21 protein-coding genes are annotated in these 24,295 nt (G+C 68.0%); 17 read left to right on the top strand and 4 right to left on the bottom strand.

Annotation, left to right across the window (positions count from 1 at the left end; all coding sequences use genetic code 11):
* Positions 1-184: 184 nt before the first annotated feature.
* The 5 genes from GAA2_RS14325 (at position 185) to proB (ending at position 7,151) form a co-directional block, all read left to right on the top strand.
* Positions 185-3,553 carry a translation initiation factor IF-2 N-terminal domain-containing protein gene (locus GAA2_RS14325; protein ID WP_024498371.1) on the top strand — a complete coding sequence of 1,123 codons (3,369 nt, stop codon included), beginning with the start codon at positions 185-187 and terminating at the stop codon, positions 3,551-3,553.
* Positions 3,554-3,832: 279 nt separating this feature from the next.
* Positions 3,833-4,144 (top strand): 50S ribosomal protein L21, encoded by a 312-nt coding sequence (gene rplU / locus GAA2_RS14320; protein WP_006437207.1) that lies wholly within the window; start codon positions 3,833-3,835, stop codon positions 4,142-4,144.
* 38 nt (positions 4,145-4,182) lie between these two features.
* Complete coding sequence (rpmA, locus tag GAA2_RS14315; RefSeq protein ID WP_005198946.1) at positions 4,183-4,446, top strand: 50S ribosomal protein L27; 264 nt, start codon at positions 4,183-4,185, stop codon at positions 4,444-4,446.
* A gap of 96 nt (positions 4,447-4,542) precedes the next feature.
* Entirely contained in the window at positions 4,543-6,009 is a 1,467-nt protein-coding gene (obgE, locus tag GAA2_RS14310; RefSeq protein ID WP_024498372.1) for a GTPase ObgE, read from the top strand.
* Entirely contained in the window at positions 6,006-7,151 is a 1,146-nt protein-coding gene (gene proB / locus GAA2_RS14305) for a glutamate 5-kinase (protein ID WP_024498373.1), read from the top strand. The genes obgE and proB overlap by 4 nt, the downstream gene beginning before the upstream one ends.
* 4 nt (positions 7,152-7,155) lie before the next feature.
* On the opposite strand, the gene GAA2_RS14300 is transcribed toward proB, so the two are convergent.
* The 4 genes from GAA2_RS14300 to ectA form a co-directional block, all read right to left on the bottom strand.
* Positions 7,156-8,034, bottom strand: coding sequence for a Sir2 family NAD-dependent protein deacetylase (locus tag GAA2_RS14300; RefSeq protein WP_024498374.1), 879 nt, complete (start codon positions 8,032-8,034; stop codon positions 7,156-7,158).
* 55 nt (positions 8,035-8,089) lie between these two features.
* Complete coding sequence (locus GAA2_RS14295; protein WP_006437211.1) at positions 8,090-8,524, bottom strand: ectoine synthase; 435 nt, start codon at positions 8,522-8,524, stop codon at positions 8,090-8,092.
* Positions 8,521-9,810 (bottom strand): diaminobutyrate--2-oxoglutarate transaminase, encoded by a 1,290-nt coding sequence (gene ectB / locus GAA2_RS14290; protein WP_024498375.1) that lies wholly within the window; start codon positions 9,808-9,810, stop codon positions 8,521-8,523. Before ectB ends, GAA2_RS14295 begins: the two co-directional genes overlap by 4 nt.
* 187 nt (positions 9,811-9,997) lie before the next feature.
* Positions 9,998-10,525 carry a diaminobutyrate acetyltransferase gene (gene ectA, locus GAA2_RS14285; protein ID WP_024498376.1) on the bottom strand — a complete coding sequence of 176 codons (528 nt, stop codon included), beginning with the start codon at positions 10,523-10,525 and terminating at the stop codon, positions 9,998-10,000.
* A 164-nt stretch (positions 10,526-10,689) separates the two neighbouring features.
* Here ectA and rsmD point away from each other — a divergent pair, with 164 nt between their 5' ends.
* From rsmD to GAA2_RS14225, 12 genes are all read left to right on the top strand, one after another.
* On the top strand, positions 10,690-11,250 hold the full coding sequence (rsmD, locus tag GAA2_RS14280; RefSeq protein WP_024498377.1) for a 16S rRNA (guanine(966)-N(2))-methyltransferase RsmD: 561 nt from the start codon (positions 10,690-10,692) through the stop codon (positions 11,248-11,250).
* A gap of 60 nt (positions 11,251-11,310) precedes the next feature.
* Positions 11,311-11,799, top strand: coding sequence for a pantetheine-phosphate adenylyltransferase (coaD, locus tag GAA2_RS14275; protein ID WP_006437215.1), 489 nt, complete (start codon positions 11,311-11,313; stop codon positions 11,797-11,799).
* 124 nt (positions 11,800-11,923) lie between these two features.
* The gene (locus tag GAA2_RS14270; protein WP_006437216.1) at positions 11,924-12,772 is read left to right on the top strand and encodes a DivIVA domain-containing protein; all 849 of its coding nucleotides are present in this window, start codon (positions 11,924-11,926) and stop codon (positions 12,770-12,772) included.
* Between the two features lie 42 nt (positions 12,773-12,814).
* Positions 12,815-13,516: a YceD family protein gene (locus tag GAA2_RS14265; RefSeq protein ID WP_191834432.1), complete on the top strand. Its 702-nt coding sequence runs from the start codon at positions 12,815-12,817 to the stop codon at positions 13,514-13,516.
* Positions 13,509-14,249, top strand: a complete 741-nt coding sequence (gene rnc, locus GAA2_RS14260; protein ID WP_024498379.1) for a ribonuclease III — start codon at positions 13,509-13,511, stop codon at positions 14,247-14,249. The genes GAA2_RS14265 and rnc overlap by 8 nt, the downstream gene beginning before the upstream one ends.
* A gap of 12 nt (positions 14,250-14,261) precedes the next feature.
* Positions 14,262-15,122, top strand: coding sequence for a bifunctional DNA-formamidopyrimidine glycosylase/DNA-(apurinic or apyrimidinic site) lyase (gene mutM / locus GAA2_RS14255; RefSeq protein WP_024498380.1), 861 nt, complete (start codon positions 14,262-14,264; stop codon positions 15,120-15,122).
* Between the two features lie 187 nt (positions 15,123-15,309).
* Positions 15,310-16,704, top strand: coding sequence for an HNH endonuclease signature motif containing protein (locus GAA2_RS14250; RefSeq protein WP_024498381.1), 1,395 nt, complete (start codon positions 15,310-15,312; stop codon positions 16,702-16,704).
* 103 nt (positions 16,705-16,807) lie between these two features.
* The gene (locus GAA2_RS14245; RefSeq protein WP_024498382.1) at positions 16,808-17,266 is read left to right on the top strand and encodes an OsmC family protein; all 459 of its coding nucleotides are present in this window, start codon (positions 16,808-16,810) and stop codon (positions 17,264-17,266) included.
* A gap of 3 nt (positions 17,267-17,269) precedes the next feature.
* The gene (locus GAA2_RS14240) at positions 17,270-17,551 is read left to right on the top strand and encodes an acylphosphatase (protein ID WP_024498383.1); all 282 of its coding nucleotides are present in this window, start codon (positions 17,270-17,272) and stop codon (positions 17,549-17,551) included.
* Positions 17,552-17,595: 44 nt separating this feature from the next.
* Positions 17,596-21,204 (top strand): chromosome segregation protein SMC, encoded by a 3,609-nt coding sequence (gene smc, locus GAA2_RS14235; RefSeq protein ID WP_024498384.1) that lies wholly within the window; start codon positions 17,596-17,598, stop codon positions 21,202-21,204.
* Positions 21,201-22,784 carry a signal recognition particle-docking protein FtsY gene (ftsY, locus tag GAA2_RS14230; protein WP_024498385.1) on the top strand — a complete coding sequence of 528 codons (1,584 nt, stop codon included), beginning with the start codon at positions 21,201-21,203 and terminating at the stop codon, positions 22,782-22,784. The genes smc and ftsY overlap by 4 nt, the downstream gene beginning before the upstream one ends.
* A gap of 155 nt (positions 22,785-22,939) precedes the next feature.
* Positions 22,940-24,292 carry an ammonium transporter gene (locus GAA2_RS14225; protein WP_006438181.1) on the top strand — a complete coding sequence of 451 codons (1,353 nt, stop codon included), beginning with the start codon at positions 22,940-22,942 and terminating at the stop codon, positions 24,290-24,292.
* Positions 24,293-24,295: the final 3 nt, after the last annotated feature.

Raw genomic sequence — 24,295 nt, 5'->3', positions numbered from 1 at the left:
GGTGGCGTGGAAGGCGCCCGGGATGCGGTCATCGACACAGCAAGAGCGTTCTCTGCTGAACCGACTCTCGGATCAGCGTGATGACGCGGAGACCACACAACACCGGTCATACGTGACCGGGACACAGAGCAGACCCTCGCGTGGCCGCGTCAGCCCGACGCGCCCGGGGGTTCGAGGAGACTGAGTGACCGACAACGGGTCACCGGCTGACGCGAACGCAGCGTCAGAACCGGTGGAAGAATTTCCCAGCAAACTTCGTGTGCACGCACTGGCCCGCTTCCTGGGCCTGACGAGTCGGCAGGTGCTGGCGCACCTGGCCAATCTCGGGGTGCAGACGCGCAGCCCACAATCCAGCGTCGACCGTGAGTTGGCGCAGGCCGTGGCCGAACGGGTGCGGGCCAACGTGGAAGCGGACGAGGCGGTGACGCCGGTCCCGGCCGAAGAGGCCACCCCCGCGGCGCCGCAGGTCGAAGCGCCGGCCCCCGAGGCGCCGAAGGTCGAAGAGACCACCCCCGAGGCACCGACGGTCGAAGAGCCGGTCGCCGAGGCGCCGAAGGTGGAAGAGCCGGCCGTCGAGGTTCCGAAGGTCGAGGAGCCGCCGAGTCTGTTCTCGGCCGCGGCCACCCGCTACGACGAGCCGGTCGCGGCGCAGGCCGCCGAGGACGACACGTCCTTCGGCACCCAGCCGCTGTTCCTCCAGCCACAGGCGCCCGCCGAGAAGCCGAAGACCGCGCGCGCGGCGAAGCAGGCCGAGAAGCCGGCGCAGCCCGAGAAGCCGGCGCAGGCGGAGAAGCCAGCGCAGGCGGAGAAGCCGGCGCAGCCCGAGAAGTCAGAGCAGCCCGACAAGCCGGCGAAAGCCGAGAAGAAAGCGCCGTCGACCGGCGCACCTTCTGCCGACACCTCCGCTGACGACCAGGCTCCCGAAGAGGACGCCGACGAGACCGACACCGACAGCACCGACGCCGACGACTCGGGTTCGGGTCGTAGCCGTCGTCGCCGTCGCGGACGTCGTGGTCGTGGTCGCGGCCGCGGCGACCAGGGCGAGTCCGGCGATTCGTCGGATGACACCGAGTCGGACGAGACCGGTGACCGCGCCGAGGACTCGGCAACCGACTCCGAGTCGACGGCCGACGAATCCGGCGACGAGAACAAGACGGATGAGTCGCAGTCCGAGGAGTCGGCCGCCGGTGATGGCGAGCCGACCGGACGCCGACGTCGTCGCAGCCGGCGGTCAGCCGGAGAGAACTCGGAGGAGGCCGATCAGAAGGAGGCCGCTTCCGCGGATGTGTCGGAGGGCGACTCCTCGACGGCCACCGATTCCGGTGACGACACCGAGTCGGACGACGGTGAAGGCGACGACTCGGATGAGGCGTCCTCGACCCGCCGTCGGCGTCGCCGCCGCCGGCGCAAGGGCGGGGGAGAACCCGACGAGGGTTCGCCGGACGATCCGCCGAACACGGTGGTCCACGAACGTGAACCCCGGAGCAAGCGTGCGCGCGACGAGGTGCAGGGCATCTCCGGTTCGACCCGACTCGAGGCCAAGCGTCAGCGCCGTCGCGACGGACGCGACGCGGGCCGTCGACGCCCGCCGATCCTGACCGAGTCGGAGTTCCTCGCCCGTCGCGAGGCCGTCGACCGCGTGATGGTGGTGCGCGAGCGCAGCGCCAACAGCAGCATCTCCGACGGCGACGGCCACGAGCTCGCCGCGGTGGAGGACTACACCCAGGTCGCGGTGCTCGAGGACGGCGTCCTCGTCGAACACTTCGTCACCACGGCGACGTCGTCGTCGATGGTGGGCAACATCTACCTCGGCCGCGTGCAGAACGTGCTGCCCGGCATGGAGGCGGCTTTCGTCGACATCGGCCGCGGCCGCAACGGTGTGCTGTACGCCGGCGAGGTCAACTGGGATGCCGCCGGACTCGACGGCGGCTCGCGGAAGATCGAGCAGGCGCTCAAGCCCGGCGACAACGTGCTGGTGCAGGTCAGCAAGGACCCGGTGGGACACAAGGGTGCCCGCCTGACCACGCAGATCTCCCTGGCCGGCCGGTACCTCGTCTACGTGCCGGGCGGGTCGTCGACCGGTATCAGCCGCAAGCTGCCCGACGTCGAGCGCAAGCGTCTCAAGCAGATCCTGGCCAAGCTCGTGCCCGACGAGGCCGGAGTGATCATCCGCACCGCCTCAGAAGGCGTCAGTGCCGAGGAACTCGGTGCCGACATAGCTCGTCTCGAATCGCAGTGGAAGTCGATCGAGGAATCGGTCGCGCAGGCCAAGAAGGGTGGCTCGTCGGCCCCGCGTGCGCTGTACGAGGAGCCCGATCTGCTGGTTCGCGTGGTGCGTGACCTGTTCAACGAAGACTTCAAGAAGCTCGTCGTCGAGGGCGACAAGGCGTGGAACCTCGTCGAGGGTTACGTCAGTTCCGTCGCACCCGACCTCATGGAGCGGGTCGAGCAGTTCAGCAAGCCGCACGCCGATGCACCCGATTCGTTCGTGGTCCATCGCATCGACGAGCAACTCGCAAAGGCGCTCGACCGCAAGGTGTGGCTGCCGTCGGGCGGCACGCTGATCATCGAGCACACCGAGGCCATGACGGTCGTCGACGTCAACACCGGCAAGTTCACCGGTTCGGGGGGCAACCTCGAGGAGACGGTCACCCGCAACAACCTCGAGGCGGCCGAGGAGATCGTGCGGCAGATGCGCCTGCGCGACATCGGCGGCATGATCATCGTCGACTTCATCGACATGGTCCTCGAGTCCAACCGTGACCTGGTGCTGCGTCGCCTCACCGAGGCCCTGGCTCGGGACCGTACCCGCCACCAGGTGTCGGAGGTGACCTCGCTCGGCCTGGTGCAGATGACCCGCAAGCGTCTCGGCACCGGTCTGCTCGAGGCGTTCTCGACCCCGTGCTCGACGTGTGGCGGTCGCGGCCTGATCGTGCACACCAACCCGGTCGAGGTGCGCGGCGACGACTCGGCGCGTTCGGACAGCGCCGGCTCCAAGCGTTCGCGCCGCGGCAAGAAGAAGTCGTCGGAGGCACCCGCCGAGACCAAGGCGGCGCCGCAGCCGGCACACAAGCCCGCTGCCGAACACCCGTTGTTCCGGGCCATGGCCGCACACAACCACGACGACGAGCACCCCGAGGGCGAGTACCACGAGGGTGATCACCCCGAGGGCGCGCCCGAGAAGCCGGAGACCCCCGAGCCGGTGGCCGAGACCGTGTCGGAACCGGAAGCCGCGGAACTGGAAGCGGCGGAACCGGAAGCGGTGGAACCGGAAGCGGCGGAAGCGGAACCGGTGAAGGCCGAGGAACCGGTCCTGTCGACCGATGGGCAGGCTCCCGCGGTGGCCAAGCGCCGCCGCCGGGTGGTCCGGCGCCCAGCGCAGACCACCACCGCACCGGAGAACGTGGTGATGACGGCCGTCGACGCGGCACCGGAGGCGCCCAAGACGACCTTCGGTCCGGTCTCCACCGGGGAGTCCGTGGTCGCGGTACGCCGGCGCCCGCGGAAGCGTACGGCGGGCCGGCCCGCCGGACCGCCGCCGACCGACAGCTGATCGCCGAGGGACGGGCCGGCGGGGCTGGTTTGACCCGGCCACCGCCGTTCCCGTAACCTTGGAAAGTCGCCTCCCGCGGAGGGTCTGCGCTGTTCTGCGTGCCACGTGCACCGGCAGCGGCGCGAATCCCGTGGCAGGCCCTCTGGTGTGATCTGCAGCCACTCCCGGTCAGCTGACTGGGTCGACTGCGGCCCGCGCCGGGATGCACTACACGAACGCCTTCGAGAGCGCCTCGGCGCTGGCGAGGGCCCGACCAGACGAGTAAGAGGAAGAACTTCGATGGCAACGTACGCGATCGTCAAGACCGGCGGTAAGCAGTACAAGGTCGCTGAGGGCGACATTGTCAAGGTCGAGAAGATCGACGAGAAGGTCGGCTCCACGGTGAGCCTGCCGGTCGCGTTGGTCGTCGACGGCTCGACCCTGACCACCGACGCCGACAAGCTGGCCAAGATCTCGGTCACCGGCGAGGTCGTGGAGCACGTCAAGGGCCCCAAGATCCGCATCCACAAGTTCAAGAACAAGACCGGCTACCACAAGCGCCAGGGTCACCGTCAGAAGCTGACGCTCCTGAAGGTCACCGGGATCAAGTAGTTCGACCAGCTTCGCGAAGACCTCAGGAGGACTGACACATGGCACATAAGAAGGGCGCATCGAGCTCGCGCAACGGTCGCGATTCCAATGCCCAGCGACTCGGCGTGAAGCGCTTCGGCGGCCAGCAGGTGAGCGCGGGAGAGATCCTGGTTCGTCAGCGCGGCACCAAGTTCCACCCCGGCGTGAACGTCGGTCGCGGTGGCGACGACACCCTGTTCGCGCTCGCCGCAGGCGCGGTGGAGTTCGGCAGCAAGCGTGGCCGCAAGACGGTCAACATCGTCCCGGAAACCGCTCAGGTCTGACCCGAGCTATCCGGCACGACAAGCCTTTTCGCAGGGCGGGCAGGGTCATCACGTACCCGGCCCGCCCTGTTCTTTTTTGGATGGAAGAAGGATTCGATGTCACGGTTCGTCGACCGCGTGACCATTCACGTCGCGGCGGGCAACGGTGGCCACGGCTGCGCCTCGGTCCACCGGGAGAAGTTCAAACCTCTCGGCGGCCCGGACGGCGGTAATGGCGGGAACGGCGGGTCGGTGCGCCTCGTCGTCGACCCGCAGGTGCACACTCTGCTCGACTTCCACTTCCGTCCGCATGCCAAGGCGAGCAACGGCAAACCCGGTGCCGGCGACAACCGTGACGGCGCCAACGGCGAGGATCTCGTCCTCAAGGTGCCCGACGGTACCGTCGTGCTCGACGAGAACGGCACCATTCTCGCCGACCTGGTCGGCGCCGGAACGACTTTCGAGGCGGCACAAGGCGGTCGAGGAGGCCTCGGCAACGCCTCGCTCGCGTCGAAGGCCCGCAAGGCCCCCGGCTTCGCCCTCCTCGGTGAGGATGGCCAGGAACGTTCCCTCGTTCTCGAGCTGAAGTCCGTGGCCGACGTCGGCCTCGTCGGCTTCCCTTCGGCGGGCAAGTCGTCGCTGGTGTCGGTGCTGTCGGCGGCCAAGCCGAAGATCGCCGACTATCCGTTCACCACCCTCGTGCCGAATCTCGGTGTGGTCCAGACCGCCGGTGAGGTGTTCACCATCGCCGACGTGCCCGGCCTGATTCCAGGTGCGTCGACCGGCCGTGGTCTCGGACTCGAGTTCCTGCGCCACCTCGAGCGGTGCGCCGTCCTCGCGCATGTCGTGGACTGCGCGACCCTCGAACCCGGTCGCGACCCGGTGTCCGACATCGATGCCCTCGAGGCCGAACTCGCCGCCTACCGCCCGGCGCTCGACGCCGATCACGGTCTGGGCGACCTGGCCGAGCGTCCGCGTGTGGTGATCCTCAACAAGATCGACGTCCCCGATGCCGCCGAACTCGCCGACCTCGTCGAACCCGAACTCGCCGAACGCGGTTGGCCGGTCTTCCGGATCTCGGCCGTGGCCCACGAGGGTCTGCGCGAACTGACCTTCGCACTGGCGAAGATGGTCCGCGAGTACCGGGAAGCCCAGCCCGCCAAGGTGCCCCGCCGCGCGATCATCCGTCCGAAGGCGGTCGACGACACCGGGTTCACCATCATCCGCGATCCGGAGATCGAGGGCGGTTTCATCGTCCGCGGTTCGCGTCCGGAACGCTGGATCGCGCAGACGCAGTTCGACAACGACGAGGCCGTCGGCTACCTGGCGGACCGCCTCAACCGGCTCGGCGTCGAAGACGAACTGGTGAAGCTGGGTGCGGAGCCCGGTGCGCCGGTCACCATCGGTGCGGTCACCTTCGACTGGGAGCCGAGCACGCCCATGGGTGACGACGTCCCGGTCACCGGACGCGGCACCGACATCCGACTCGACCGCAACGATCGGGTGGGCGCCGCCGAACGTAAGCAGGCGCGCCGGCTGCGCCGCGGGCTGCCCGTCGAGGACGGAGAGCAGGACCAGTCGTGACCGCGGAAGCCCGCATCGAGGTTCGGGGCGTTCGGGCACAGATCGCGCACGCGCGCAGCGTCGTGGTGAAGATCGGCTCGTCGGCTCTGACCGACCTGACCGAGGGACTCGATCGGGATCGGCTCGATGCCCTGGCCGACGCGCTCGAAGCGCGGATGCGTGCCGGCTCCGATGTCATCGTGGTGTCGTCGGGCGCGATCGGCGCGGGTATAGCCCCGCTGGGTCTCAAGAAGCGTCCGACGGACCTCGCAACCAAGCAGGCTGCGGCAAGCGTCGGACAGCTGGCGCTGGCGCACGCCTGGGGGACCTCGTTCGCCCGCTACGGCCGCACCGTGGGGCAGGTCCTGCTGACCGCAGACGACATCTCCAACCGGTCGCATCACGCCAACGCCCAACGCACGCTTGATCGTCTGCGGTCGTTGGGTGCGGTGGCCGTGGTCAACGAGAACGACACGGTGGCGACCAACGAGATCAGGTTCGGCGACAACGACCGGCTCGCCGCCCTCGTCGCCCACCTCAGCGGCGCCGACGCGCTCGTGCTGCTCTCCGATGTCGACGGACTCTACGACGGCGACCCGCGCAAGGTGGGCGTCGACGGCCGACGTGCCCGTCTGATCCCCGAGGTGAACGGGCCGGAGGATCTCGACGGCGTCATCGCCGGGTCGGGGGGAGCGCTCGGTACCGGCGGGATGGCCTCGAAACTGGCCGCGGCCCGCCTGTCCGCGGATGCCGGTGTCCCGGTCCTGCTGGCCGCCGCCTCGTCGGCGGCGCAAGCTCTCGCCGACGCATCGGTGGGTACGGTGTTCGCCGCCCGCGAGGAGCGGTTGTCCGCCCGCCGCTTCTGGGTGCGTCATGCCGCGGACGCGCGGGGTCGGATCGTCCTCGACGACGGTGCGGTGGCAGCCGTATCCCATCGGCGTCGTTCGCTTCTCGCCGCCGGGGTGGTCGGCGTCGAGGGCCGGTTCTTCGATGGCGACGTCGTCGAACTGGTGGACCAGCGCGGAGCGGTGAAGGCGCGCGGCGTCGCCTCGTATGACTCCGACGACGTCACCTCGATGGTCGGCCGCCAGACCGACGAACTCCCGGCCGAACTGCAGCGGCCCGTCGTGCATGCCGACGACCTGGTCGTCGTGTCGCGCTGAACTTCTAGCCCGCAGCCAGGGCCGGCAGCACGACCCCGGCCCGATGGTCGATCTTGAGCACGGCCAGCTCGTCGGCGCGGGTGTGTCCGCGGTTCACGATGATCAGCGGCTTACCGGCGCGATGGGCCCGGCGCGCGAACCGCAGGCCGGACATGACCGTCAGTGACGACCCGACCACCAGCAGCGCGTCGGACTCGTCGACCGCGGAGAATGCCTGGGCGACAAGTGGTTTCGGAACCGTCTCGCCGAAGTAGACGATGTCGGGTTTGAGGATGCCGCCGCAGTGCGGGCAGTCGATCATCACGAAGTCGGAGGTGTCGGAGAGCGTCGCATCCGCATCGGGTGCCACCTCGATGGCGCCGCGTCCCGCGACCCGGTCGGCGAAGCCGGTGTTGACCTTCTCGAGCTCCTCTGCGAGCCGGTGCCGGGAGATCCGCCAGTCGCAGGTCAGGCAGCGTACGCGCCCATAGCAGCCGTGGAGTTCCAGCACGCCCTTCGTCCCGGCCTTCGTGTGCAGCATGTCGACGTTCTGAGTGATCACCGTCGAGACCACGCCGCGGCGTTGCATGTCGGTGAGCGCCAGATGCGCCGCGTTGGGTAGTGCGGCGTCCATGTGACGCCAGCCGAGGTGATTGCGCGCCCAGTAGTGCCGGCGGAACTCGGGGGAGGACAGGAACATCTCCAGGGTCATCGGCGTGCGCGGCGGTGAACCCGGGCTGCGGTAGTCGGGTATCCCCGAGTCGGTGGAGATGCCGGCGCCGGTCAGGACCGCGACGCGACGCCCGGCCAGGATGTCGGACGCGAGCTCGATGCGCTCGGCGACATCATCGTCGAGGGGCGTGTGTTCGGCCGGGGCCTGGCCGAGTTGAAGACGAGTGCGCACCCTGCCCAGGATAGGCAGGGTGCGCACTCGGAATGCTCTTCTGAGATGGCGTCCGTCAGGACACGACGGTCTCCTCGGCATGCTTGCCGGCCGGCTGCGGCACGGCGACCAGCGGGTACACGCCGTTCTCGTCGTGCACCTCGGTGCCGACGACCGGCGGATTGAACACGCACAGCATCCGCATCTGCGTGTCGGCGGTGACCGTGTGCCGTTCGTGACCGTTCAGCAGGTACATCGTGCCGGGGGCCAGCGGATAGGTCTCGCCGGTCTCCCGGTCGAGCAGGGTGCCGGTGCCCTCGACGAGCCAGACGGCCTCGATGTGATTGGCGTAGTGGAATTCGTTCACGCTGCCGGCGGCGATGGTGGTCTCGTGGAACGAGAACCCCACGCCGTCGCCGCCGAGGACGATGCGCTTGGAGACCCAGTTGCCCTTGGGGTCCGCCACATCGCGATCGGTACCGGTGATTTCCTGGGTGGTTCGGACGATCATCCGATCACCTCCTTGACTGCGTCGGAAAGGATGGACAGGCCGCGGTCGAGGTCCTCGCGGGAGATGGTCAGCGGCGGGAGCAGCTTGACGACCTCGTCGGACGGACCCGACGTCTCGGCGAGCAACCCGGCGCCGAAGGCCTGCGCACAGACCTTCCCGGCTGCCGTGTGATCGTCGAACGCCAGGCCGCGGACCATGCCGCGACCGCGGGTCGAGATGCCTTCGTAACGGTTGCAGAGGTCGGAGAAGACCTCGTGGATGCGCTCACCCTTCGCGTGGATCTCCCGGGTCAGGGTGTCGTCGGACCAGTAGGTCTCGATGGCCCTGGCGGCGGTGACGAAGGCGGGGTTGTTGCCGCGGAAGGTGCCGTTGTGTTCGCCGGGGGTCCAGACGTCGAGCTCGGGCTTGAACAGGGTCAGCGCGAAGGGCAGACCGTAGCCGCTGATCGACTTGGACAGCGTAACGATGTCGGGCTTGATGCCGGCCTCCTCGAACGAGAAGAACTCGCCGGTCCGGCCGCAGCCCATCTGGACGTCGTCGACGATGAGCAGGATGTCGCGGCGCTCGCACAGGTCCGACAGCGCGCGCAGCCACTCGGCGCGTGCGACGTTGACGCCGCCCTCGCCCTGCACGGTCTCGACGATCACCGCGGCGGGGCGGTTCAGGCCGCTGCCCGAGTCGTCGAGGACGCGCTCGAACCAGGCGAAGTCCTCCATGACGCCGCCGAAGTAGTTGTCGAACGGCATCGGGGTCGCGTGGACCAGGGGGATACCGGCACCCGCGCGCTTCATCGAGTTGCCGGTGACCGACAGCGAACCCAGGGTCATGCCGTGGAAGGCGTTGGTGAAGCTGATGATCGACTCACGGCCGGTCACCTTGCGGGCCAGCTTGAGGGCCGACTCGACGGCGTTGGTGCCCGTCGGACCGGGGAACTGGATCTTGTAGTCGAGTCCGCGCGGCTGAAGGATGTGCTGGTGGAACTTCTCGATGAAGTTCCCCTTGGCGACGGTGGCCATGTCGAGACCGTGGGTGATGCCGTCGGACTCGATGTACTCGATCAGAGCCTTCTTCAGCTCGGGGTTGTTGTGGCCGTAGTTCAGCGAACCGGCGCCCGCGAAGAAGTCCAGGTACTCCCGACCGTTCTGGTCGGTGATGTAGGAACCCTTGGCGGTGGTGAAGACCGCAGGCCAGTTGCGGCAGTAGCTGCGCACCTCGGATTCGTGGGTCGTGAAGACGGAATCGTCGAAGGACTTTTCCAGAACGGGGGTGGCGTCGAGAAGTTGCATATCGGTGCTTCCTTCTATGGGTGACAACGTGAGTTCGGTGCCCATCGGCGATATGAACTCGAAAAGCGGCGTCGCGCAGCGACGCTGTGGTGGATCAGTGCCAACGATGTTGCGGCACTGCGCATCCGGAAACCGTCGGTCAGGGGCTATGCCGCGGTCCGGGGGTGCTGAGGGATCACGCGCGAGCTCAGGGCTCGGGGATCTCCGGTTCCAGCATGTAGAGGTCCTCGGGCTCGTGCGAGTCCGGGAAAGCGTTGGCGGCGAACAGATCACGGCGTTCGAAACGCAGGCCGCGAGCCTTCGCCACCGACTCGAACAGTCGCTGCGACGGAATGTTGTCGGGACTGATCGTGGTGTGCATCGCCACCATGCCGAGGCGGTTCACGCGATCGAAGAGGTGGTGCAGCATGGACCCGGCGATGCCGTGTCCGCGCATCGAGTCGTCGACGGCGACCTGCCACACCATGAGGGTGGATGGATCGTTCTGGCGACGATATCCGGTGACGAAACCGACCGGACGGCCGTCGACTTCGGCGATGATCGAGGTCTGGGCGAAGTCGTGACACCACAGCACATAGGAATACGACGAGTTGACGTCGAGAACCTTTGAGTCCGAGGCGATTTCCCAGAGACGGGTACCGTCGGCGACAGTCGGCATCCGATAGTCGACGGTAAGGACAGTTGTTGGGGCCGTTCTTGTTTGTGAAGGGCGCATAACGCCATCGACGTTAACAACGCGTGTCGGGGAAGTCACCCACCTGCGGAAATTGCCTCGTCGAACCCCTACCTTCTACCTGATCAGACATGCAATGTGAAGTGAGTCACAAGAGTGTCACCCACGGATGTCATCGGGGCTTCACGGGAGGGCAGAATGGCCCCATGACGAGGATCATCGCGGGCGAGCTACGGGGGAGACGGCTCCGCGTTCCGGGCGAGGGAACTCGTCCCACTTCCGATCGTGTGCGGGAGTCGGTCTTCAACATCCTCGACGCCCGATTCGATCTCGACGGGCTCTGGGTTCTCGATCTGTACGCCGGTTCCGGCGCCCTCGGCATCGAGGCGGTCTCGCGAGGAGCGGCCGGCGCGACCTTCGTCGACTCGGCACGGAAGGCGGCCGCGGTCATCGGGGCCAATGTGCAGGTCTGTGGCATCGCCTCGTCGACCACGGTACTGACGAGACCGGTGTCCGCCTATCTGTCCTCGCCGCCCGAACGGAAGTACGACCTCGTGTTCTCCGACCCGCCGTACGCGGTCGACGCGTCGGCGCTCTCCGAGGACCTGACCAGACTGGCCGCGACACGGCTCGCCGAGGATGCCCTGGTGGTCGTGGAGCGCTCCGCCCGCTCGACCGGCCGGATCTGGCCCGCCGGCTTCGAGGTGCTGGTGGACAAGAACTACGGCGACACCCGGGTCGAGGTGGGGGAGTTCACCGGTGCCTGAGACGCTGCCGCGCAGCTCCTGACGACACTGACGCGCAGGACCTGACGGTAAGTTCAGGCCATGACGACGGCAGTGTGTCCCGGTTCCTTCGATCCCTTCACCCTTGGCCACCGATACGTGGTCGAACGCGCCGCGGCGTGTTTCGACGAGGTGGTCATCACCGTGGTGGTCAATCCCAACAAGCGCGGGATGTTCAGCGTCGAGGAGCGCATCGCGCTCATCGAGGAGGATTGTGCCGATCTGCCCGGCGTGCGGGTCGATCGCTGGGAAGGGCTTCTCGTCGACTATCTGAAGCAGGAGTCGATCCACACGATCGTCAAGGGCCTCCGGTCGGCGGTCGACTTCGACTACGAGGTTCCGATGGCCCAGATGAACCGCGCGCTCGCAGATGTGGAGACGGTCTTCCTTCTCACCGATCCCCGGTTCGCGCATGTCTCGAGTTCGCTCGTCAAAGAGGTGGCCAAGCTCGGTGGCGACGTCGCGCCGTTCTTGTCGTCGCACATCCACAAGCGCCTCACGGCAAAGCTGACCGGCGAGCGGTCCGTCTGACGAATCACCTGGGGAAATCTGCGACACACCCCACGCGCTTCACTAATCACAGGCGCAACATTCGGCACAATAGTCACAGATTCACCAACTGTTGCAAACAGGCAAGCGCCGGATTGGGGTGGCTGTGTACCGGGTATTTGAGGCTCTCGACGAGCTCGTGGCGATTGTCGAGGAGGCGCGGAGTGTGCCGATGACCGCGGGTTGCGTCGTGCCGCGTGGTGACGTGCTCGAACTCCTCGACGACATCAAGGACTCGATCCCGGGCGAGCTCGACGACGCTCAGGATGTCCTCGACCAGCGCGACACGCTCATCGGTGATGCGCGTGAGCACGCCGAGACCACGGTCGCCAAGGCCGACTCCGAATCCGAGGCCGTCCTCGCTCACGCCCGGGCCGAGGCCGACCGCATCCTGTCCGAGGCCAAGGCTCAGGCCGATCGCATGGTCGACGAGGCGAGCTCGCACTCGCACTCGCTCGTCGAGGATGCCACCGAAGAGGCACGCCGGCTCCAGACGAGTGCTGCCCGCGAATTCGAGGCCGTCACCGGACGCGCACGGGCCGAGGCGCAGCGCACCATCGACGCGGCGAACAACACCTACGACAAGTCGGTGGCCGACGGCATCGCCGAACAGCAACGCCTCGTCTCCGAGACCGAGGTCGTCGGCGCCGCCAAGTCGGAGGCCGAGCGCATCATCGACGCCGCGCACGCCGAGGCGGACCGTCTGCGTGGCGACTGCGACGTCTACGTCGACGAGAAGCTGGCCCAGTTCGAGGAGATCCTCACCGGCACACTGCGTTCGGTGAACCGCGGACGGCACCAGCTGCGCACCGGCGCCGGCATGCACGACTACGTCGAATACCCACGCAGCGTGGACGATGCGGCACGCGACTCGCGCGGCGACCACTCGCGGTCGCGCGAGACGTCGACCCGGAACTCCTACGACCGTGACCAGGGATCCCCGCTGGCGGTCTGACCGGTCGGGCGACCGACCCGGCACACACGGTGGCGTCAGTCGATGATTCGCGATCGCGAGCGTATGGTGCAGTTTGTGTCTGATCATGCTGTGACATCAGAACCGTCGCACGGTCCCGATTCCGCGCCACGGCGCGATCCCTTCGTCCTCGACGTCCGGTCGCTGGGTCGTCGCCCGGGCACCATGTCAGAGGTGCACCGGACGGTGGCGACCCCGGACAAGCTCGGAGTCGAGATGATCGGCATCCCGGCCGGCTCGGACGTCGATCTCGACCTCCGGCTCGAGTCGGTGAGCGAGGGAATCCTGGTGACCGGCACCGCGTGCGGCGAGACCGCGGGGCAGTGTTCGCGCTGCCTCGAGCCGATCGACGGCACGGTGACGGTGTTCCTCACCGAACTGTTCGCGTACCCGGACAGTGTGACCGAGCAGACTACCGAGGAAGACGATGTGCACCGCATCGTCGACGACCGCATCGATCTCGAACAGGCGATCATCGACGCGGTGGCGTTGGAACTCCCGATGTCGCCGCTGTGTTCACCGGACTGCCCCGGGCTCTGCCAGGTGTGCGGTATCCGGTTGGCGGTCGCCGAACCCGGCCACGCGCACGAGCTGATCGACCCTCGGTGGGCCGGTCTCGCGAACAAGTTCTCCGAGCTCACCGGCGACGACAAGCCGGACGGCGACACGTCGGACGGGGACACGTCGGACGGGGACAAACCGGGCGATCAGGAACGTCGTGACTGAGACCACTCGCGAGGACGGTCGTCGTGCCGCGCTACTCGCCGCTCTCGACACCGACATCCCCGAACACCTTCTGACACTGGCGCTCACGCACCGCTCCTACGCCTACGAGCACGGCGGGCTGCCGACCAACGAGCGCCTCGAGTTCCTCGGGGACTCCGTTCTCGGTGTGGTGATCACCGAACGCCTGTACCTCCGATTCCCGGACCGCCCGGAGGGTGAGCTCGCCAAGATCCGTGCCAGCGTGGTGAACATGCACGCGCTCGCCGACGTGGCGCGGGGGCTCGGCGACGAGGGCGGCCTGGGCAAGTACCTGTATCTCGGCCGCGGCGAGGAGATGACCGGCGGCCGCGACAAGGACTCGATCCTCGCGGACGGCCTCGAATCGCTGTTCGGCGCAGTGTTTCTCAGTCACGGGCTGGAGACCTCGCAGCGGATCATCCTGCGGCTCTTCGACGAACGCATCGAGAAGGCCGGGCAACTCGGCGCGGGGCTGGACTGGAAGACCTCGCTGCAGGAGCTGAGCTCGGAACGCGGTTACGGCCCGCCGCAGTACCAGATCTCGTCCACCGGACCGGACCACAACAAGGAGTTCACCGCGATCGCGATGGTCGCGGGGGAGAACCTGGGCGAGGGCGTCGGACGCACCAAGAAAGAGGCCGAGCAGCAGGCGGCGGCCCTCGCGTGGACGGCACTCACCGAACGCGCTGCCGCGTCCGACACCGCTGCGTCCTGAGATTCGGCGTACATGCCTGAACTACCCGAGGTCGAGACCGTGCGAATGGGTCTCGAGAAGCACCTGACCGGGCGGACGGTGACGTCGGTCGAGGTACTGCACCCGCGTGCCGCCCGTCGTCATGTCGGCGGTGAACCCGATCTGATCGGACGTCTGGCCGGCAAACACGTCACCGGGGTGCGGCGCCGCGGCAAGTACATGTGGATCGACCTCGCCGACGACGCCGATCGTGTCGCCCTGGTCGTACACCTAGGCATGAGCGGACAGATGCTCATCGCCCGCAATGGGGCACCCGACCACACCCACCTCCGCATCCGCGCCACCCTCGACGACGACAACGAACTGCGCTTCGTCGACCAGCGCACGTTCGGCGGATGGCATCTCGACGATTATGTGGACGACATCCCGGTGTCGGTCGCGCACATCGCGCCCGATCCGTTCGATCCCGCCTTCGACGCGGCAGCAGTGGTGACCCGGATGCGGGCCAAGCACTCCGAGATCAAGCGCGTCCTGCTCGATCAGACCGTCATCTCCGGGGTCGGCAACATCTACGCCGACGAGGCGCTGTGGCGTGCGCGACTGCACGGCGCACGTATCGCGGAGACGATCTCGCGCAAGAAGCTCCTCGAACTGATCGATGCGGCGACCGCGGTGATGACCGAGGCGGTAGAGGTCGGGGGTACGTCCTTCGACGCGCTGTACGTCAACGTCAACGGCCAGTCGGGCTACTTCGAACGCTCGCTCAACGCCTACGGACGCGAGGGGCTGCCGTGCCGCCGGTGCGGGACGCTGATGCGCCGGGAATCGTTCATGAACCGCAGCTCTTACTTCTGCCCGAAGTGCCAGACCGTGCCTCGGCGCCGTGCACGTTGAGTCACTGACACTTCCTGCGCAGCTCTGACGCGTCCGGTGAAACGTGATGAGCGTTCCGCGGAACGCGCGACGCGACGTGACCAGCTGTTTTGTCGGTGGGCGCCGCTAAGTTGTTCGCATATCCGTTCGAACAGCTGGGGGGCTTGGGGTGTCTGTTTCGGTATTGCACGGTGAGAATGTGTCGTCGATGTTCGATGGCGCGGATCCGGCGTCTCTGTCCGATGAGGCGTTGGAAAGCAGAGTGCTGGGTTATGCCGCGCAGATCACCGCGCTCACGGCCGAGTTCTTGTCTCTGGTTGCGGAGTTGGATGAGCGGCAGTCGTGGAGGGGGCCGGGTATTCATTCGCTCGCACACTGGTTGTCGTGGAAGGCGGGTGTCTCTCAACGCACAGCGCAGGAGCAGGTCCGGGTGGCGAAGGCTCTGACGGAGTTACCGCTGATTCGGCAGGCGTTCGGTGCGGGGCGGTTGTCGTATTCGAAGGTGCGGGCGCTGACGCGGGTGGCGACCCCGTTGCGTGAGAAGGAGCTGGTGAACCTGGCGTCGTCGTGCACGGCGTCGCAGCTGGAGCGGGCGGTACGTGCGATGGGACAGATCGATCGGGATCGTGGCATCGAGCCGGAGAATCGCACCCCGGCGGAGTCGACGGGCCGGTGCAAGTGGAATGCGGATGGCTCCTTGTCTGTGTCGCTGAGGTTGTCTCCGCTTGATGGTGCCCGGTTCCTGGCCGGTGTGGTCCGTGCCGAGTACGAGCGCACCCGGACCTTCGACGATGCGGATCTGCCCGCGGTGTCGAGCGTTCCGCGGAACGCTGCGGGTGAGTTGGAAACCGTGGATGGTGAACGGGACTCCGAGGTCAGGCCGGCGAATCGCCGGGACCTGTGGCGGAATGTGCCGTCGAATCTGGCGCCGGCGGTGGTGGCGATGGCCGACATGGTGCACGACGGGATCGCGATGCCTGATCTCGCGCCGGGAGCCGAGATCCTGATCCATACCGACGAGGGTGGAGAACAGGCCCACCTCGATGACGGGCCGGCGCTGTCGGAGGCCGAACTGGAGGAGGCGCACTGTGGTGCTGCGGTTCGGAAGGTGTTGTCCAGCAGGGTGTCCGGAGCTCCAGGGAAGTTGGCGTTGCTGGGGCTGGGGCGTAAGTCGCGAACGCCGAACAGGGCACTGGTCAGGGCGTTGTTCGTGAGGGACCGGTGCTGTCAGATGCCCGGCTGTGAACGCACACGGCATCTGCACGCCCATCATGTGGTGTTCTGGTCAGCCGGTGGGGAGACCGGGTTGGACAACCTGATTCTGTTGTGTGGAAGCTGTCACCGTGCGCTGCATCGGGGTGAGTTCAGCATCACCGCTCATGGGTCGCAACGTTTTTCGTTCCACGGGCCGGGTGGTTCGGTGATCGACGTGAGCCCCGCGACACGCGCGCCGGGGCAGTGGTCGCCGGACGAGCGGGTGGCGGCGGATGCGACGGTGCCTGTGGGTGGCGGCAAGCTCGACCTCGGGTATGCGACCGAGGTGATCTACGCGGTGTGGGAATGGAAAGAACGCAACGCGAGCCGAGAGGCGGCAGCTGCCTGACGACGTCGGGCGCGACTGGTTGGGGAATCTTTACTGATCCCCGGCTCTTACTATGGTCTGCGGTGCCAGCGCCGCCCCGCCGCCTGAGAGGACTCATCCCAGCATGACGATCGAACAGAACACCGCCGCCCCGGCCCAGGCTGCGGAGCCCGCGCGCACCGACCTCTGGGTCGAGCGCACCGGGACCCGCCGGTACACCGGGCGCAGCTCGCGCGGTGCCGAGGTGCTGATCGGCTCGCAGGACGTCGACGGCGTCTTCACGCCGGGCGAATTGCTCAAGATCGCCCTCGCGGCCTGCACCGGCCTGTCCTCGGACCGGCCGCTGTCGCGCCGCCTCGGCGACGACTACGACGCCACCATCCGGGTCAGCGGCGACGCCGACCGCGAGAACGAGGTGTACCCGCGGATCGAGGAGATCCTCGAGGTCGACCTCTCCGAACTCGACCCCGATGCCGCACAGCGGCTGCTCGTCGTCGTCGAGCGCGCCATCGACGCGGTGTGCACGGTCGGCCGCACCATCAAGGCCGGCGCCGAGGTCGACCTGAAGATCGTGACGGACTGAGTCATGAGTGCCGACCCCGTCCGGTTATCCGCGTTCGTCCACGGACACGTCCAGGGCGTGGGGTTCCGGTGGTGGACGCGGTCACGGGCGCTGGAGCTCGGTCTGGTCGGTTACGCGTCCAATCAGCCCGACGGACGCGTGCACGTCGTGGCCGAGGGGTCCCGCGACAAAGTCCTGGAGCTGCTCGACGCGCTCCGGTCGGGAGAGACCCCGGGGCGGGTCGATCTCGTCGTCGACAGCCTCGACCCCGCGCGCGGAGACCTGACCGGCTTCCTCGAACGGTGAGCGTTGCCCGAAACCCATCGCGATGGTGAGTACTCTGTACCGTCGTGCACCTCAAAAGCCTGACCCTGAAGGGCTTCAAGTCGTTCGCCTCGGCGACGACCCTGCGCTTCGAGCCGGGTATCACGTGCGTCGTCGGCCCCAACGGCTCCGGTAAGTCCAATGTCGTCGACGCCCTGACCTGGGTCATGGGCGAGCAGGGCGCCAAGGCGCTGCGCGGCGGCAAGATGCAGGACGTGATCTTCGCCGGCACCTCCGGACGTCCGCCGCTGGGACGTGCGGAGGTGACCCTCACCATCGACAACGCCGACGGCGCGCTCCCGATCGAGTACTCCGAGGTCTCGATCACCCGCCGCATGTTCCGCGACGGCGCGGGCGAATACGAGATCAACGGCAGTACCTGTCGCCTCATGGACGTTCAGGAGCTGCTCTCCGATTCCGGTATCGGCCGCGAGATGCACGTCATCGTCGGTCAGGGTCGTCTGTCGGCGATCCTCGAGTCGCGTCCCGAGGACCGTCGCGCGTTCATCGAGGAGGCGGCCGGCGTCCTCAAACACCGCAAGCGCAAGGAAAAGGCGGTCCGCAAGCTCGACGCGATGCAGGCCAACCTGGCGCGCCTGACCGACCTCACGGCCGAACTGCGACGCCAGCTCAAGCCGCTCGGCCGGCAGGCGGAGGTCGCCCGCCGCGCGCAGACCGTCCAGGCCGACCTCCGCGACGCCCGACTGCGCCTCGCCGCCGACGACCTGGTCATCCGGCGCGCCGAGATGGCCGAACACGCCGCCGTCGAGGACGAGGTGCGGCGCCGCCAGGACGAGGTGGCCGCGGAACTCGATCGCGCCAATGCCGAGGTGACCGAACACGAGCAGCATCTCGCCGAGGTCACCCCGGCGGCCGCGGCGGCCAGCCGCGCCTGGTTCCGGTTGTCGGCCCTGGCCGAGCGCGTCGACGCGACCCGGCGGGTCGCCGCCGAGCGCAGCCGCTATCTGAGCGAAGCCGCCACCGAGGCGACCGGACCCGACCCGGAGGAACTCGAGGAGCAGGCCCTGGAGGCCGCCGAACTCGAGGCCGAACTGACCGAGGGCGTCGAGATCGCCGCCGAACAACTCGAGACGGCCCGCGAGGTGCTCCGCGAGCGCGAGTCGATCGCCGAGGCCGCGGAGGCCGCCCATCTCGCCGCCGTCCAGGCGATCGCCGACCGTCGGGAAGGACTGGCCCGTCTCGAGGGACAGGTCGACAACCTGCGAACGCGTTCCGAGGGGGTCGACGCCGAGGCCGACCGTCTGACGGCCGCCATCGCCCACGCCACCGAACGTGCCGAAAGCGCTGCCATGCAACAGGATTCGGCAGCGGGGGAGCTTGCACAGCTGGAGGCGTCCGAGCAGGCCCTCGACGAGCACCACGAGCGGTGCGTCACCGCGCTGAACCTGTCCAACGAACGTGTCGCGACCCTGCAGGCGCAGCACCGCGAGGCCGAACAGTCCATCGCCTCACTGTCGGCGCGGGTCGAGGCCCTCGCCATGGGCCTGGAACGCAACGACGGCGGCGCCTGGCTGCTCGACAACGCGCCCGACGGCCTGCTCGGACCGATGTCGGAGCTGGTCACCGTCGAACCCGGCTTCGAGACCGCGATCGCCGGTGCGCTCGGCCCGGCGGTCGACGGCATCGTGACGGTCGACGGCATGGCGGCCATCCGCGCGCTCGAGGCCCTCAAGTCCGGCGACGGGGGACGGGCCGCCCTGATCTGCGGCGGCCTCACCGACTCCGTACCGCAACGAGACGCTGCCTTGCCCGAAGGCGCTCGCTGGGCATCCTCCGCGGTGACCTGTGGTCCGGAGATCCGCACCGCGATCGACACCGTCCTCGCCGACACCGTCATCGTCGACGACCCCGCCCGGGGCCTGGAACTGGCCCGCAGCCTCGGCGTGCGCGTGGTGACCCACGCCGGTGACCGCATCGGTCCCGCCTCGATCGAGGGTGGATCGTCGCGGCGTCCGTCGACGCTCGAGGTGCAGTCCGCCATCGACGCCGCGACCGAGGACCTGGCCGCGACCCGACGGCGCGTCGAAGAGCTGGAGGCCGCACTCGACGGGGCACTCACCGAACAGCGGGAACGTCGGGAAGCGGCCGAGGAGGCACTCGCCGCGCTCCACGAATCGGATTCCAGTGTCGGCGCCGCGTATGAGCAGATGGCCCGACTGGGCCACGAGATCCGCACCGCCCGGGCGGAGGCCGATCGCTTCACCCGTCAGCGCAACCTGCTGGAGAAAGGTCGCGCCGAGACCCTGGAGTCCCTCCGCGAACTGGAGGAACGGCTGCGGCTGGCCCGCGACGAGTCGGACTCGGGTCCGGAGATGGCCGCCGACGACTCCGAGCGGTCGACCGCCGCGGCGGCCGTCGGGATCGCCCGCGGTACCGAGATGGAGGCGCGTCTGGCACTGCGCACCGCCGAGGAACGCCTCTCGTCGGTGCGTGGCAAGGCCGATTCGCTGCGTCGCGCCGCCCAGCGTGAGCGGGAGGCCCGCGAGCGGGCACGTCGTCAGGACGAGATCCGGCGACAGGCCGCGGGGGTGGCGGTGGCCGTCGAGCGGGCCGGCGCCCAGGTCGCCGAGCGTCTCGCGGCGGCGGTCGCGTCGGCGCAGGCGGGCCGCGACGAGCTCGAGGAGCTCCGGGTCGCGCGCTCGGCGACCCTCGACGAGCTGCGCCTGAAGTCCGGGGAGCTGACCACCACGCTGAACTCGTTGCGCGACACCGTGCATCGTGACGAGGTGGCCCGTGCCCAGGTGGCGCTGAGGATCGAGCAGCTCGAGGAGCAGATTCTCGAGACGTTCGCGATGTCGCCAGACGACCTGATCGCCGAATACGGTCCGGACGTCCCGATGCCGCCCTCGGCCCTGGAGATGCAGGAGTACGAGGAGGCCAAGGGCCGGGGCGAACAGGTGGTGGCCCCGGCACCCATGCCGTACGACCGCGCCACCCAGGAAGCCCGGGCGAAGAAGGCGCAGAAAGACCTCAACACGCTCGGCAAGGTCAACCCGCTCGCACTCGAGGAGTTCGCGGCGCTGGAGGAGCGCTACAACTTCCTGTCCTCACAACTCGAGGACGTCAAGGCCGCACGCAAGGACCTGCTCGACGTCGTCGAGGACGTGGACGCCCGCATCCTGCAGGTGTTCACCGAGGCCTACGCCGACGTCGAGCGCGAGTTCGGCCAGGTCTTCCAGACGCTGTTCCCCGGCGGTGAGGGTCGACTCGTGCTGACCGAACCCAACGACATGCTGACCACCGGCATCGAGGTGGAGGCCCGGCCGCCGGGTAAGAAGGTGAAGAGGCTGTCGCTGCTGTCGGGCGGGGAGAAGTCCCTGACCGCGGTCGCGATGCTGGTCGCGATCTTCCGCGCCCGCCCGTCGCCGTTCTACGTCATGGACGAGGTCGAGGCGGCGCTCGACGACACCAACCTGCGCCGTCTCATCAAGCTGTTCGAGCAGTTGCGGGAGAAGTCGCAGCTCATCGTCATCACCCATCAGAAGCCCACGATGGAGATCGCCGACGCCCTCTACGGCGTCAGCATGCGCGGGGACGGCATCACGACCGTCATCTCGCAGCGCATGCGCGGCGTGAACATGCCCGTGGCTCAACAGGAGGACACCAGCCAGTGAACACCGGAATCATCATCGGGATCGTCGTCGCGGTGCTCGTCATCGCCGCGCTGATCGCGCTCGGACTGGTGCTGGCGCGTCGTCGTCGCATCTCGCTGTCCGATACGACGACGCAGCCGGAGATCGTCGACGGCAGCAAGCCCCAGGTCGACCGTTCCGGGGGCTATCAGGCGGGGTCGGGCTTCAGTTTCAGCCGAGGTGACACGGCCCTGGCCGAACCGCCGGAGCGCAAGCCGGCACCGGAGCGCAAGCCGGAGCCGCCGGTCCGGCCGGAACCGCCGGTCCAGCCGGTCGAGGAGCGCACCGAGGTCGACGGTCAGCCCACGGTCGGCGACGACGCCGCGGTGCCGCGCGACTCCCACCGCCGCGGGATCACCGAGGTGTCCCTGCCCGACGTCATCGAGCCGGTAGAAGCCGAACCCGAGACAGCCGAACCCGAGACAGCCGAACCCGAGACAGCAGAGCCCGAGACAGCAGAGCCCGAGACAGCAGAGCCCGAGGCAACCGCACCCGAGGCAGCGGCGCCGGAGACCGCAGCACCCGAGGTCGCCGAGCCGGACGTCATCGCGCCCGAGGTGACCGCGCCCGAGGTGGCTGCGCCCGAGGTGGCTGCACCCGACGACGCGTCCGGCGCGGTCACGGCACCGCCGCGCGAGGAGATCGCACCGACCGCCGGCCGTCTGGGTCGGCTGCGTGGCCGGCTGTCCCGGTCGCAGGGCGCGATCGGCAAGAGTGTGCTCGGTCTGCTCGGCGCCGGTGACCTGGACGAGGACAGCTGGGAGGAGATCGAGGACACCCTGGTGATGGCCGACCTCGGTACGGCGACCACCACGACCGTCGTCGAGACCCTGCGGTCCGAGCTGGCCGCGAACCCGGTCAAGTCGGCGGCAGAGGCCCGCGCGCTGCTGAAGCGGGTACTCGTCGAGCAGCTCGACCCGACGCTGGACCGTTCGATCCGCGCGCTGCCGCATGCGGGTCGTCCGGCCGTCGTACTGGTCGTGGGCGTCAACGGCACCGGCAAGACCACTACGACGGGCAAGCTGGCCCGCGTTCTCGTCGCCGACGGACGTCGCGTGCTCTTGGGTGCAGCCGACACCTTCCGCGCGGCCGCCGCCGACCAGCTGCAGACCTGGGGCGAGCGCGTCGGTGCGGAGATCGTCCGCGGCAAGGAACAGGCCGATCCGGCCGCGGTGGCGTTCGACGCGGTCGACCGCGGCATCGCGTCGGGCGTCGACGTCGTCATGATCGACACCGCCGGTCGCCTGCACACCAAGACCGGCCTGATGGACGAGCTGGGCAAGGTCAAGCGCGTCGTGGAGAAGAAGGCACCGGTCGACGAGGTGCTGCTCGTGCTCGACGCGACGGTCGGCCAAAACGGGCTGATGCAGGCGCGGGTGTTCGCCGAGGTCGTCGACATCACCGGTGTGGTGCTGACCAAGCTCGACGGCACCGCCAAGGGCGGCATCGTCTTCCACGTGCAGAAGGAACTGGGCGTGCCGGTGAAACTGGTGGGTCTGGGCGAGGGCGCCGATGATCTGGCGCCGTTCGAGCCGGAGGCCTTCGTCGACGCGCTGCTGTGATCGCCGCACTCCGAAACCTGGTGTTTTACACCCGCGAAATATAAATCGCTCATCGGGTTACGTACCCGAAACGTGAAGGCACCACTGCGGAAACCGAGTGCCGACAATCTCTTTGCAGGCGCCGAGCCGTCGGTGCATCTGAGGAGGTTTTCGTAGTGGATTTGGCTCTGTTGCCAAACGAATCGTTTGGCCCCATCGACACGGGCAACACGGCATTCATGCTCGTGTCGGCCGCGCTCGTCCTGCTGATGACCCCGGGCCTTGCCTTCTTCTACGGGGGGTTGGCACGCGGCAAGTCCGTCCTGAACATGATGATGATGTCGTTCGGCTCCCTGGCGACGATCAGCGTCGTCTACGTGCTGTGGGGCTTCTCGATGTCCTTCAGCGACGGCATCACCGGCGAGAACGACATTCTCGGCATCTTCGCGAACCCGTTCGCGCTGTTCGGTTCCGACCAGCTCATGAGCACGATCGGTGAGGGCGATTCCGAGCAGTACGTCACCGGCGGGCTCTCGATCCCGGCGATCGTCTTCATGGGCTTCCAGCTGACCTTCGCGGTCATCACCGTTGCCCTCATCAGCGGTGCCCTAGCCGAACGCGTGAAGTTCTCGACCTGGATGGTCTTCACCGTTCTGTGGTCGACGATCGTGTACTTCCCGCTGTCCCACATGGTCTGGGGCGGCCTGGTCGGCGGCGGCGGTCTGCTCGGTGCGGGTGAGGACGGTCTGGCGGCCAAGATGTTCGGCACCGACGACGAGGGTGCGGCTGTTGTTGCGCCCATCGACTTCGCCGGCGGCACCGTGGTCCACATCAACGCCGGTATCGCTGCTCTGGTCCTGGTTCTCATCATCGGCAAGCGCGTCGGCTTCGGTCGCACCGCCTACCGTCCGCACAACATCCCGTTCGTCATGCTCGGTGCGGCACTCCTCTGGTTCGGCTGGTTCGGGTTCAACGTCGGCTCCGAGCTGGGTGCCGACCTCCTCGCCGGCCAGGTGTGGGTCAACACCACGGCCGCGACTGCAGCCGCGATCATCGGCTGGCTCATCGTCGAACTCATCCGCGACAAGCACGCCACCAGCGTCGGCGCCGCCTCGGGCATCGTGGCCGGCCTGGTCGCGATCACCCCGGCCTGTGGTGCGCTGACCCCGGTCGGCTCGCTGATCCTGGGTCTCATCGCCGGTGCCCTGGCCGCGGTGGCCATCGGCCTGAAGAACAAGTTCGGCTACGACGATTCGCTCGACGTCGTCGGCGTCCACCTCGTCGCCGGCCTGTGGGGCACTCTCGCCATCGGTCTCCTCGGCAAGGACGTCGGGCTCCTCTGGGGTGGCGATTACAAGCAGCTCGTGGTCCAGGCGGTCATCGCCTTCTTCGCCCTGGCGTTTACCGCCGTGCTCACCGCGATCATCGCCTTCGCCCTCAAGCCGCTCGGCTGGCGCGTCAGCGATGAGGACGAGAAGAGCGGCATCGACGAGGCAGAACACGCTGAGACTGCCTACGAGCTGGCATGACGA

The sequence above is a fragment of the Gordonia ajococcus genome (genome assembly GCF_012974285.1).
GTDB lineage: Bacteria > Actinomycetota > Actinomycetes > Mycobacteriales > Mycobacteriaceae > Gordonia > Gordonia amicalis.
This window is presented reverse-complemented; position numbering and strand designations above follow the sequence as displayed.

What these genes read in the sequence shown, in the direction of transcription:
- rplU (WP_006437207.1), top strand. Translation starts at nt 3,833, where the DNA reads ATGGCAACGTACGCGATCGTCAAGACCGGCGGTAAGCAGTACAAGGTC.
- rpmA (WP_005198946.1), top strand. Translation starts at nt 4,183, where the DNA reads ATGGCACATAAGAAGGGCGCATCGAGCTCGCGCAACGGTCGCGATTCC.
- obgE (WP_024498372.1), top strand. Translation starts at nt 4,543, where the DNA reads ATGTCACGGTTCGTCGACCGCGTGACCATTCACGTCGCGGCGGGCAAC.
- GAA2_RS14295 (WP_006437211.1), bottom strand. Translation starts at nt 8,524, where the DNA reads ATGATCGTCCGAACCACCCAGGAAATCACCGGTACCGATCGCGATGTG.
- ectB (WP_024498375.1), bottom strand. Translation starts at nt 9,810, where the DNA reads ATGCAACTTCTCGACGCCACCCCCGTTCTGGAAAAGTCCTTCGACGAT.
- ectA (WP_024498376.1), bottom strand. Translation starts at nt 10,525, where the DNA reads ATGCGCCCTTCACAAACAAGAACGGCCCCAACAACTGTCCTTACCGTC.
- rsmD (WP_024498377.1), top strand. Translation starts at nt 10,690, where the DNA reads ATGACGAGGATCATCGCGGGCGAGCTACGGGGGAGACGGCTCCGCGTT.
- coaD (WP_006437215.1), top strand. Translation starts at nt 11,311, where the DNA reads ATGACGACGGCAGTGTGTCCCGGTTCCTTCGATCCCTTCACCCTTGGC.
- GAA2_RS14265 (WP_191834432.1), top strand. Translation starts at nt 12,815, where the DNA reads ATGATTCGCGATCGCGAGCGTATGGTGCAGTTTGTGTCTGATCATGCT.
- mutM (WP_024498380.1), top strand. Translation starts at nt 14,262, where the DNA reads ATGCCTGAACTACCCGAGGTCGAGACCGTGCGAATGGGTCTCGAGAAG.
- GAA2_RS14250 (WP_024498381.1), top strand. Translation starts at nt 15,310, where the DNA reads ATGTTCGATGGCGCGGATCCGGCGTCTCTGTCCGATGAGGCGTTGGAA.
- GAA2_RS14245 (WP_024498382.1), top strand. Translation starts at nt 16,808, where the DNA reads ATGACGATCGAACAGAACACCGCCGCCCCGGCCCAGGCTGCGGAGCCC.
- GAA2_RS14240 (WP_024498383.1), top strand. Translation starts at nt 17,270, where the DNA reads ATGAGTGCCGACCCCGTCCGGTTATCCGCGTTCGTCCACGGACACGTC.